Source organism: Luteibacter sp. NPDC104163 (assembly GCF_055584245.1).
The window spans coordinates 133636-144610 of the sequence record NZ_JBVJMK010000008.1 but is presented as its reverse complement, the minus strand read 5'-3'; the positions used below and the strand labels follow the sequence as shown (position 1 = coordinate 144610).

Annotated in this window: 10 protein-coding genes; 7 read left to right on the top strand and 3 right to left on the bottom strand. The window is 63.6% G+C overall.

Translation table 11 applies throughout. The features are described from left to right. The first annotated feature begins 6 nt into the window (after window positions 1–6). Together ACZ6YI_RS12160 and ACZ6YI_RS12155 are read left to right on the top strand one after the other, a co-directional pair. Entirely contained in the window at window positions 7–447 is a 441-nt protein-coding gene (locus ACZ6YI_RS12160) for a hypothetical protein (protein WP_465778890.1), read from the top strand. A 156-nt stretch (window positions 448–603) separates the two neighbouring features. Then, window positions 604–1959, top strand: a complete 1356-nt coding sequence (locus tag ACZ6YI_RS12155; protein ID WP_465778889.1) for a TolC family outer membrane protein — start codon at window positions 604–606, stop codon at window positions 1957–1959. A gap of 83 nt (window positions 1960–2042) precedes the next feature. Here the strand turns inward: ACZ6YI_RS12155 and ACZ6YI_RS12150 are convergent, their stop codons facing one another. Further along, entirely contained in the window at window positions 2043–2435 is a 393-nt protein-coding gene (locus tag ACZ6YI_RS12150) for a YidH family protein (protein ID WP_465778888.1), read from the bottom strand. Between the two features lie 196 nt (window positions 2436–2631). Between ACZ6YI_RS12150 and cyoA the strand changes: the two genes are divergently transcribed. Genes cyoA through cyoD form a run of 4 tightly spaced genes read left to right on the top strand, consistent with a single transcriptional unit; the run spans window position 2632 to window position 6575 of the window. Further along, entirely contained in the window at window positions 2632–3594 is a 963-nt protein-coding gene (cyoA, locus tag ACZ6YI_RS12145) for a ubiquinol oxidase subunit II (RefSeq protein ID WP_465778887.1), read from the top strand. Window positions 3595–3619: 25 nt separating this feature from the next. Beyond that, entirely contained in the window at window positions 3620–5623 is a 2004-nt protein-coding gene (gene cyoB, locus ACZ6YI_RS12140) for a cytochrome o ubiquinol oxidase subunit I (RefSeq protein WP_465778886.1), read from the top strand. Next, window positions 5620–6243: a cytochrome o ubiquinol oxidase subunit III gene (cyoC, locus tag ACZ6YI_RS12135; protein WP_465778885.1), complete on the top strand. Its 624-nt coding sequence runs from the start codon at window positions 5620–5622 to the stop codon at window positions 6241–6243. Before cyoB ends, cyoC begins: the two co-directional genes overlap by 4 nt. Then, window positions 6240–6575 carry a cytochrome o ubiquinol oxidase subunit IV gene (cyoD, locus tag ACZ6YI_RS12130; RefSeq protein ID WP_440329493.1) on the top strand — a complete coding sequence of 112 codons (336 nt, stop codon included), beginning with the start codon at window positions 6240–6242 and terminating at the stop codon, window positions 6573–6575. Before cyoC ends, cyoD begins: the two co-directional genes overlap by 4 nt. A 40-nt stretch (window positions 6576–6615) precedes the next feature. Here cyoD and ACZ6YI_RS12125 read toward each other — a convergent pair whose 3' ends face one another. Then, window positions 6616–6921, bottom strand: coding sequence for a hypothetical protein (locus tag ACZ6YI_RS12125; RefSeq protein ID WP_465778884.1), 306 nt, complete (start codon window positions 6919–6921; stop codon window positions 6616–6618). Between the two features lie 16 nt (window positions 6922–6937). Beyond that, window positions 6938–8605, bottom strand: a complete 1668-nt coding sequence (locus tag ACZ6YI_RS12120) for an arylsulfatase (RefSeq protein WP_465778883.1) — start codon at window positions 8603–8605, stop codon at window positions 6938–6940. Between the two features lie 505 nt (window positions 8606–9110). On the opposite strand from ACZ6YI_RS12120, the gene ACZ6YI_RS12115 reads away from it, so the two are divergent. Next, a complete protein-coding gene (locus ACZ6YI_RS12115; RefSeq protein ID WP_465778882.1) occupies window positions 9111–10853 on the top strand; it encodes a hypothetical protein in 1743 nt (580 codons plus the stop codon). Window positions 10854–10975 lie beyond the last annotated feature (122 nt).

The window sequence follows — 10975 nt, the reverse complement described above, 5'->3', positions numbered from 1 at the left end:
CCGACCATGCCGGCTTCCACCCTGGGTGCGATGCTTCGCATCACCGAAAACTGCGTCAAGGCCGATTGCCTGAAGGATCTCGAGCGCAGCGCCAGTAGCAACGGCCCGTGCGGCGAACGCGACCTGCGCCAGGTGCAGGAGTTCTTCGATGCGGCGAAAACCGAGTTCACCAGCCGGATCCTGGCCGGTGCGGAAATCCGCCCCGTGCAGCTCGGCGCGGGCAAGCACAACACGGTGGCGCTGATCCTGCAGACCTTCCGCTGGACCCCGGACTACGACATCCGCAATCCCACGCACCCGTACAACGCGGCCTGGAAGGTGTTCGCCACGTGGTGCGAGGAGAACGACCTGGCGCCGGTCCTGCGCAAGTACCACGACGCGAAGGGCAAGGAACACTGGTACGAGCTGAGCGTCCGCTCGGCGTTGCCGGCCAGCCCGGACGAGTGACCGCCACTGTCCGCGCGGCGTTGTCCGCGGACACGCGGGCGCGTTGCTCGACGCGCCGACAAACGATGCAGAAACATAGGGATAGCGGGTGAGATGCCCCGTGGCATGGGAGTTGCTCAACGCCGGTTAGCCTCCGTGCGTTCAGGGAAACCCTCCATGCGTAAGAATACCCTCTCGGCCTGCCTGGCCGGTCTGCTGGCCGCCACCGGTTACCTGCCCACCGCGGCCGGGGCCGAGGACCTGATGGACATCTACCGCGAAGCGGTGGCCAACGACCCGGTACTGGCCAGCGCGGACGCGCGCCGCCTGGTCGTCGCCGAGGGCGTGCCGCAGGCACGTGCTGCGCTGCTGCCGCAGCTTTCCGCGGGCCTGAGCCTCAACCAGTTCCACCCCGCCTATTCGAACAACACCAACAGCGATGGCACGCCGGTCAACGGCGGCGACGGGCACAGCCGCCAGCGCGACCTCACCATCAACCTCGACCAGACGGTCGTCGACCTGTCGAAGTTCGCGCGAGAGCGCCAGGCGAAGCAGACCGCCGAGGCGCAGAACGCGACGTACGAAGGCGAGATCCAAGACCTCTACGTCCGCTCCACCCAGGCCTACTTCAACGTGCTGGTGGCGCAGGATCAGGTGGAAGTGCTCCATTCGTTCGAAGACGCATACGAGCAGCAGTACGAGCAGGCGAAGGTCCTGTTCGACAAGGGCCTCGCGCCCGAGGCGGATCTGACCCAGTCGCAGGCGTATTACCTCTTCACTCGCTCGCAGCGCGTGGATGCGGAGAACGCGTTGAAGGATGCGCGCCGCGCCCTGCAGCAGCTCACCGGCAAGGAGCCGGGTACGCTGAAGACGCTGCGCGATGACCTGCCCATGGACAAGCCGTCACCGGATGACGCGAACGCGTGGGTCACACAGGCAATGGAACAGAATCCCTCGGTCGTTGCCGCAACGCATCTCGTGAAAGCCGACGAGCATTCGATCACCGCCGCACGTAGCGGCCACCTGCCGACCATCAACTTCGCCATGGGCTACGACAAGCTCGGCTCGTGGTCGAACGTGAATCGTGGTGGAGCGGGTTATGGCCCGGGCAGCACCACCATCGGCGTCGTGCTCGCCGTGCCGCTGTTCAGCGGTGGCCTGACCCAGTCCCAGGTACGCCAGGCCATCCACCAGCGCGATGAAGACCAGAGCGACCTGGAAGGCTCGCGCCGCCAGGCTGCACGTGACGCGTACAACTACTACAACCTCGTGGTCGCCGGCATCGGCCAGGTGAATGACGCACGCACCGCCGTGGAATCGGCGAAGAAGTCATTGGCCTCGCTCAAGGCCGGCTACGACATCGGCACCCAGAGCCTGACCAACGTGGTGGTGGCGATCCAGATCCTCGCCGAGATCCGCACCCAGTACACCTCACTCCGCCACCAGTTCATCCTCAACAAGCTGCTGCTGAAGCGCTCGGTGGGCTCGGCGGAGTTGAAGGACGTTGAAGAGATCAACCGCCTGCTGCAGTAATCAACCGCCGTTGTGGGAGCGCGCTTGCGCGCGATGGGACTAGCGGCAAGCCCCATCGCGCGCAAGCGCGCTCCCACAGAAGATCAACCGGCCAGCGCAACCACCTGCCGCGCCACATACCCCGCGAGGAAAATACCCATCAGCACCACCAGCCACGACAGCGCACGTTGCGGCCCCGTGCCGGTGTAACCATGGCTATCCACATCATCGATCTGCTTGCGGTTGCGGTGGTAACGCAGCGTGCAGAGCAGCGTGAGCCACGCGCCAAGCAGGATCAGGCCGAGCCCGAGCAGCTCCGTGGCGCGCGTGTTCAGATGCACCCCGGGGTGGCTTAGCGGCGCCGAGAGCAGGGCGAACGAAAGGAACAGGTTGAAGCGTTCCAGCAGGAAGCCGAAGGCCATGATGGCGATGGCCGTGCGCACCCAGGCGAGGTAGGTGCGCTCATTGGCGGCGTGGTCTGTGAAGTGCGGTATCACCCGTGTCTCCCGTGCATGGCAATGGCTCGACCCCGGCTTGTATAGCCCAGCTAGCGGCCCCCAGGCTAGGAAACCCATGCGCTACCCAGCGTGATGGGCCTGCCAGGCGGGGCAAATGGCCGCACCCGGCGAGTACGCCGCAAAAACTGCGCAGGCGCAAAACCGTGCACGGCCCCCGGGCCTAGCCTTTGCGCCCATGACTGGTCAAACCTTCACCACAAAATGGGCAAGACGCCTCGCTGCGGCGGCCGTCGCCTTCCTACTCAGCGGCTGCGACATGGTGGTGATGAACCCCGCAGGGGACATCGCACGCCAGCAGCGTGATCTCATCCTTGTCGCCACCGGCCTGATGTTGCTCGTCATCGTGCCGGTGATGGCCATGACCGTGGTGTTCGCCCTGCGTTACCGCAAGGGAAGGAACCCGCAGGCCTACGACCCCTCGTTCACCCACTCCACGCGCATCGAACTCGTCGTGTGGAGCATCCCGCTGCTCATCATCGGCGTGCTCGGTGCCATCACCTGGGTGACCACCCACACGCTCGACCCATTCCGCCCGCTCGAACGCATTTCCAAAGACAGGCCCATCCCGGCCGGCACAAGGCCGCTCGAGATCGACGTGGTCGCGATGGACTGGAAGTGGCTGTTCATCTATCCGGAGCAAGGCATCGCCACGGTGAACGAGCTGGCGCTGCCGGTGGATGTGCCGGTCACTTTCAAGATCACCTCCACCAGCCAGATGAATACGTTCTACGCGCCGACGCTGGCCGGCATGGTCTACGCGATGCCGGGCATGCAATCGATGCTGCACGCCGTGCTCAACGAACCCGGTGACACCTGGGGCTACTCGGGCAACTACACCGGCGCCGGTTACACCGACATGCGCTTCCAGCTGCATGGCATGGACCAGGCGGGCTTCGAACGCTGGGTAGCGCAGGTGAAGGCATCACCGGAAGCCCTGTCCGCCGAACGCTATGTCGCGCTCGACCAGCCGAGCGAGAAGGTCCCCGTCATGCATTTCGGCAGCGTGCCCGCGGAGATCTTCCCGCGCGCCGTGAACCAGTGCGTCGCCCCGGGCACGCCCTGCAAGAACGACGTCATGCGCATCGATGCCGCGAAAGACGGCGCGAGCCACGCCGGCATGACGATGGCCGACCACTAAACCCATGCTCATCTCTGGATAGACCATGCTATTCGCAAGCTCTCCCACCGGGCTGCTCGGGCGGTTATCGCTCGACGCCCTCCCGCTCCACGAGCCCATCCTGGTCGGTACCTTCATCGCGGTGGCCGTCCTTGGCCTTGCCGCCGTGGGTGCGTTGACCTACCTGAAGCGCTGGGGCTGGCTGTGGCGCGAGTGGCTCACCAGCGTGGACCACAAGAAGATCGGCATCATGTACATCGTGCTCGGCATCATCATGCTGCTGCGCGGGTTCTCCGATGCATTGATGATGCGCGCCCAGCAGGCGATGGCGTTTGGGGAGAACCAGGGTTACCTGGCCTCGCACCACTACGACCAGATCTTTACCGCCCACGGCACGATCATGATCTTCTTCGTGGCGATCCCGCTGGTCGTGGGTATCGTCAACTTCGTCATGCCGCTGCAGATCGGCGCGCGCGACGTGGCCTTCCCGTACCTCAACAACCTCAGCTTCTGGCTGACCGCGGCTGGCGCCGTGCTGGTGATGATCTCGCTATTCGTCGGTGAGTTCGCGCGCACCGGCTGGCTTTCGTATGCACCCTTGGCGGAACTGCAGTACAGCCCGGATTCCGGCGTGGACTACTACCTGTGGTCGTTGGAGATAGCAGGTGTAGGCACAACGCTGTCGGCGATCAACATGGTCGCCACCATCATCAAGATGCGCGCGCCGGGCATGACGTTGATGAAGATGCCGGTGTTCACCTGGACGGCGCTGTGCAGCAACATCCTCGCCATCGCGATCTTCCCCGCGCTCACCGCGGCGTTCTTCCTGTTAATCCTCGACCGCTACGCGGGCACGCACTTCTTCACCAACGACCTGGGCGGCAGCCCGATGATGTACTGGAACATGGTGTGGATCTGGGGCCATCCCGAGGTCTACGTCCTGGTCCTGCCCGCGTTCGGCATCTACTCGGAGATCACCTCCACGTTCACCGGCAAACGGCTGTTCGGCTACGCCTCGATGGTGTACGCCACGGTGGTGATCACCCTGCTCTCGTACCTGGTGTGGCTGCACCACTTCTTCACCATGGGCTCGGGTGCGTCGGTGAACTCGTTCTTCGGCATCGCCACCATGGTGATCGCCATCCCCACCGGGGCGAAGGTCTTCAACTGGCTGTTCACCATGTTCCGCGGGGAGATCCGCTTCGAACTGCCGATGATGTGGGTCGTCGCCTTCATGCTGACTTTCGTGGTCGGCGGCATGACCGGCGTGCTGCTTGCGGTGCCAGCGGCGGACTTCGTCCTGCACAACTCGCTGTTCCTTGTCGCGCACTTCCACAACACCATCATCGGCGGCGTCGTCTTCGGCCTGTTCGCCGGGATGGTCTACTGGTTCCCGAAGGCCTTCGGTTTCAAGCTCGACGAGTTCTGGGGCAAGGTCGCGTTCTGGGGTTGGGTCGTGGGCTACTGGGTGGCGTGGACGCCTATCTACATCGTTGGCCTGATGGGCGTGCCGCGGCGTATCAACCACCTCGATGACATCAGCCTGCGTCCCTACTTCGTGGTCGCAGCGATTGGCGCCGTGATCATCCTCATCGGCATCCTCGGCTTCGTGATGAGCATCGTGATGGGTATCGTGAAGCGCAAGGCGCTTCGCGACGTGACGGGTGATCCGTGGCATGGGCGCACGCTCGAGTGGAGCACGTCGTCACCGCCGCCCGCGTACAACTTCGCGCTCACGCCGACGGTGTACGACCTGGACGCCTGGCAGGACATGAAGGAGCAGGGATACACGCGGCCGACGGAAGGGTTCCAGCCGATCCACATGCCACGCAGCACTGGCGTGGGCGTGATCGTCGCCGGCCTGTGCACGGTACTTGGCTTCGCCATGGTCTGGTACATCTGGTGGCTGGCTGCGCTGAGCTTCGTCGGCATCCTCGTCGTCTCGATCGTCCACACCTTCAACTACGACCGCGACCAGGTCATTCCCGCATCCGAGGTCACGCTGACGGAATGTGAGCGGACGCGCGTACTGGCAGGGGGCGTGGCATGAGCGGCACGGTGACGACGCAAGTTAGGCCGCGCGTATGGCACGCGGCGGAGACGCACGAACACAGTGGCAACGCCACGATGATCGGCTTCTGGATCTATCTGATGAGCGATGCGCTCATCTTCGCCTCGCTCTTCGCCGTGTACGGCGTGCTCAGCCGGAACTACGCCGGTGGCCCGGGGCCGAAGCAGTTGTTCGACTTGTCGCTGGTGGCGGTGAATACCGGTTTGTTGCTGGCGTCGTCAGTGACCTTTGGTATCGCCATGCTGGCCATGGCGGCGGGCCGCACAGGCCGGACCATGCTCTGGCTCGCGATCACCGGCGTGCTCGGTGCCGCGTTCCTTGGTGTCGAGCTGCATGAATTCGCCGGCCTGGTCGCCGAAGGCGCCGGACCGCACCGCAGTGCCTTCCTGTCGAGCTTTTTCACGCTGGTCGGAACGCACGGCGCGCACGTCGCCTTCGGCCTGGTCTGGCTCGTCGTCCTGCTGGTGCAGATCGGCAAGTGCGGGCTCGGTGACGACAACCGCCGCCGGATCATGTGCCTGTCGATGTTCTGGCACTTCCTAGACATCGTGTGGATCGGCGTCTTTACCTTCGTCTACCTGCTGGGAGTCATCCGGTGACCACTTCCGTTGCATCGCACGCCGCGCACGGCCACGGCAGCGCGCGCAGCCTCGTCATGGGCACCGCGCTCTCCGTCCTGCTGACAGCCGTACCGTTCTGGCTCGTGATGGGCGGCGTGCTCGCGAGCGCCAACGCGACCATCGCCGCCATCATCATCTCGGCCCTGGTGCAGATCGTCGTCCACGTCACCTGCTTCCTGCACGTGGATGCGAAGAGCGAGGATGGCTGGACCCTGCTGTCCTTCCTGTTCACCGCGATCATCGTGGTCATCACGATCGTCGGCTCGGTGTGGGTCATGTATCACATGGATGCGAATATGATGCCGCGTTGAGCTGGCGGCCGATCAGGCGTCCAGCGTACAAGCCGCTGGTTCAGGTCGGACATTCGCCGCGGCCAGTGCCAGGGCCAGGTCCGCGGAACGCGCTCAAGCAGAGGTCGACGAAGCTGCGAACTTTGGGATCCATGTCCTTGCAGAGCTCGGGCCGGCCCGGCGCCTGCTCGGCGAACTTCTGAAGCAGAAAGTAAGCTTGGATTTGCAGCGGCTTCTCGCACCAGAGCGTGCCATCGTTGTCGAAGACAGACACGCGGTCGGACGGGGGACGATAGTCGACCCGCCCCGGAGTGCATACCCGACTGACGAATTCGATGATCGCTCGCCGGGCCGGACCGTCGTTCATTGGTTGAGCGTCGTGGTCATGGGTCGTTTGCGGCGCCCGAGACGCTATCCTGCTCCCCGCCCAGCCCAGCCGGTGCAGTCGCCGGAGATAGCACCTGTCGTTCGCGGTATGCCCGGATCTGACGAAGTGCCTTGATTCCGTGCAGCTCGCCTTCGAGCACGTTGGCAGGGTTGAAGCTCGGTGGAAATGCCCGCGGCGGGAAGCTTTTGAAGGTTGCGGCAAACTCGAACACGCGTTGCATCATCCCGTAGGCGCCGCCCACATGATTGAGATTCCAATCCCAGTACGTATTGGAGGTGATGTCGGCGCGCTCGAAGGGGTCCTGAAAAAGGTGGAATATCTTCTGCAGGCGAAGCACCGTGAATGGCTCGGCCCAGACCTCCAAGGTACCCTGCGCGCGCTGCTCGGCAAAGACGAACTTGTACTCATTCTGCCGCATCGCCACGAGCAAGCCATCATCGTCGGTGTAAAAGAACTCGTTACGCGCGCTGCGCGCGCCGTTATTGCTGGTGGCGCTTCCCTTGACCGAGGTCAGGAAGGATGACTGGTCAAAACCATCGAGGTGCACGGTGTAGGTGATGTCATTGGCCGTGTAACCGGATTTGAGCTTCTCCACGATGTCGGGCTCCCCGGCTATGGCGCACAGGGTCGGTATCCAGTCGTTGTGTGACATAAGTTCGTTGGTCACGGTGCCAGGCGCGATACGCCCTGGCCAGCGGACCAGACACGGCACGCGGAACGCCCCCTCCCAGTTGGTGTTCTTCTCCGAGCGGAACCAAGTCATCGCACCGTCGGGCCAGGTGTTCATGTGTGGCCCGTTATCTGTGCTGTAGCTGACCAAGGTGTCGTCGGCGATGCCCAGCTCGTCGAGCGCATCAAGCAGCGACCCGACCGTGCCATCGTGTTCGATCATGCCGTCGATATATTCGCTATCGCCGTGCGCGTACCTGCCCCGGTGCTCGGCGCGCACGTGCGTCCGTAAGTGCATGCGCGTGGCGTTGTACCAGCAGAAGAACGGCTTGCCCTCCGCCTGGCATCGCTTCATGAATTCGATGGCCGCCTCGGCGGTTTCGTCGTCGATGGTCTCCATGCGTTTCTTTGTGAGCGGGCCGGTGTCCTCGATCGTCTGCCGGCCAACCACGCCAAAACGGGGATCCTCGCTGGCGTCCTCGGTATCGGTCGCCTTGCAACGGAGCACACCGCGCGGGCCGAACGCCTTGCGGTAGGCAGGGTCCTTCGGGTAGTCCGGCAATTCGGGCTCTTCCTCGGCGTTGAGGTGGTAGAGGTTGCCCATGAACTCATCAAACCCATTCACCGTCGGCAGTGTCTCGTTGCGGTCACCGACATGGTTCTTGCCAAACTGACCGGTGGTGTAGCCCAAGTGCTTTAACAGTCCCCCTACCGTGGGATCAAGCTGGCTCATGCCCATGGGCGCACCTGGAAAGCCAACCTTGGTAAGGCCCGAACGGATGCCATGCTGCCCAGTGAGGAACGCGGCGCGACCTGCCGTGCACGACTGCTCGCCGTAATAATGCAAAAAACGCAAGCCTTCATGAGCCAACCGATCGATATTTGGTGTCTCATAGCCCATCAGCCCATCGGAATAGCAGCTCAGGTTCGCGAGCCCGATGTCGTCACCCCAGATGATCAGAATATTGGGCAGGGAAGCGTTGCGCTGGGACATGGCGTTCTCCTTGAAGCAGGTCAGCGGCATTGGCGTAAGAATCGCCCCGCGGCTCGCAGTGCATAAGCGAAATTCCCTTGATCGAAATGACGTAGAACTACTTACAGTGCGCCGCGAAGCCGCCGTGACGCGGTCCAGCTCAGTCGCCTCGTCGGCTGGGCCAATTTGCCCACGGGTAGATTTACGCAATCGCCGATGGGCGTGACTACTCTTGAAGGCGGTTCGTTCCTGTCGATGATGGAGTTGCGGCGGTCCCCGCAGGAGGGTCGTGATGAAGCTATCGGCAGCGGTTAATCGTCTACGCTTTGCAGGATTAGGCTGGGCATTCTTCGCGCCGTCGCTGGCCGTCGCACAAACAGTGGGGCCCGGTACGCTTACGGCGCCGGTCGCTACCACTACGGGCACGACCACTGTGGTGGGCAATACCACCGTCGACGTTCGTAATGGGGCAGCTACGTCGACGACGAACGCGGCGACGGCAACAGGCGGTACGTTGGTACTGGATATGCGAGTTGGTCCACGACCAGGTGCTATCCAGCTGTATAGCGACCAGGGCAATGTGCTTTATGCCACCGGCGGCGCAATCCTGGCACCGGCCGGCCTCAATGTGAGGACAAACGGGGGCGCTGGCGTTTACGCCATGGGACAGGGCAGCACGATCAGCGTGACGGCCGGCCTGGTGACCTCGTTGGGCGGCGGCTATGCCGCGGTGGCACGCGACGGGGCGGTAGTGACGCTCACGAACACGAACTTCAACGATCCGTATTACTCGGGGGCCGCCGCCAAGGGCAACGGCCTGGTTGCCGATGGCGGTGGCACGATCAATGTGGGGGGTGGGACTTCCTCGCTGGTGACCGCCGGAGCAACGACGCAGGTGGGATTGGGCGCCTCAGGTGCAGGGTCGGCAGTGAACGTGCTCGCCCCGTTCACGACGACTGGCGGTCTAGGCGGACTCACGCTCAATGGAACGGGCGGCTTAGGCCTGTATTTGCACAACGGCGGCAACGTGACGCTTGCCCGTCCTCAAACGGTCACGCTTACCGGCTCCTCCGCCGTCGGCATGACGGTGGATAGCACGTCCATGGCCGCGCCGCTGACGGGCCTCACGCTGAGCTTCCCGAACACACCCACCGTGGGCGGCACGGGCGTCGTCGTGGCCAATGGCGGCAGCGCGCAACTGGCCGACCTGACGGTGGGTGGGCCGGGCGCGGCAATCGGCGTATGGACACGGGCTGGCACCCAGGTGGTGATCAGCGGAACCAGCCGGATCGACATCAATTCACTGCGCAACGGACAAGCCTGGCTGCTGACGTCGCCCTCCCTGGTTCACGGCATCTTTGGCTCGGTGAATGCGCCGTCCTATCGCGCCGGTCTGCTCAATCTCGGCGGAGATCTCAACAGCACCGGCACGGCGGTCAACGCCAATGCCGCCGGCAGCTATGGCGTCTACAGCGGACAGCACGGCACGTTCGCCAGCACCGCGCGCCTGGCCAACAACACGGTCCTGGCCACGGGCGCATCCTCCGTGAGTGTCATGGGCTACGCCAACAGCCAGACCGTGGTGACCGATTCAACGATTGAAAATACGGGCGGTGCGGTCACGCTGTATGCCTGGAGCTATGCCAACCCGGCGAACAACCAGACCACCGTCTTCCCGACGACCATGGCGTTTACGAACACCGAGGTCCGGGCTAGCGGCGGTGCCGATGGCCTTTGGTCGATCAACCAATCGCGCGGGCTGTTCACCAATACGGTCACGTTCGACGCTAGCCACCTGGCCAGCGATGACTACGCGATGGTGGGTGTTGGCGCCTCCGATATCGCTTTCATCCACGGCGCCAGTGCGATCGGAGGGAACTGGTTGCTATACGCCGAAGGGGTGGACTCGACGGTTGGCAACGCGCCGACACGGGTCAACGTTTCGGCCGTCGACGGCAGCACTCTCCAGGGCCTCGTCGAGGCCGACGCCGCCAGCACGGCCAACGTGACATTGACGGACCACTCCAGTTGGCTGGGCAAGGCCTTCTATGCCACCAACGTCAGCATCGATGACAGCAGCACCTGGACCATTCCGGCCAGTTCTATCGTGTCCGGGCAGGTCACAAACCAGGGCATGACAGCCTTAACCGTGCCGGACGCAGGGGCCTACAAATCGCTCTACGTGCACGACTACGCTGGCCGCGGCACGCTCCACTTCATACGCGGGTTCGGCCACCAAGTACTCGCGAGCTGCGACGGACTCAGGTAGGCCCTTCACCCGCCGTATCGCGCAATCAAGTGCGTTACAAGCGGCTAACGGCGGGGTGCGACAGCGCCGTTTTCAATGCCAGACCGAGTCACGTGATTGGATAGCTGAGGGGACAGTAGAAA

Excerpts from the sequence above, each read along its gene's own strand:
- ACZ6YI_RS12160 (WP_465778890.1), top strand. The coding sequence starts at position 7 with ATGCCGGCTTCCACCCTGGGTGCGATGCTTCGCATCACCGAAAACTGC.
- ACZ6YI_RS12155 (WP_465778889.1), top strand. The coding sequence starts at position 604 with ATGCGTAAGAATACCCTCTCGGCCTGCCTGGCCGGTCTGCTGGCCGCC.
- cyoA (WP_465778887.1), top strand. The coding sequence starts at position 2,632 with ATGACTGGTCAAACCTTCACCACAAAATGGGCAAGACGCCTCGCTGCG.
- cyoB (WP_465778886.1), top strand. The coding sequence starts at position 3,620 with ATGCTATTCGCAAGCTCTCCCACCGGGCTGCTCGGGCGGTTATCGCTC.
- cyoC (WP_465778885.1), top strand. The coding sequence starts at position 5,620 with ATGAGCGGCACGGTGACGACGCAAGTTAGGCCGCGCGTATGGCACGCG.
- ACZ6YI_RS12125 (WP_465778884.1), bottom strand. The coding sequence starts at position 6,921 with ATGAACGACGGTCCGGCCCGGCGAGCGATCATCGAATTCGTCAGTCGG.
- ACZ6YI_RS12120 (WP_465778883.1), bottom strand. The coding sequence starts at position 8,605 with ATGTCCCAGCGCAACGCTTCCCTGCCCAATATTCTGATCATCTGGGGT.
- ACZ6YI_RS12115 (WP_465778882.1), top strand. The coding sequence starts at position 9,111 with ATGCGAGTTGGTCCACGACCAGGTGCTATCCAGCTGTATAGCGACCAG.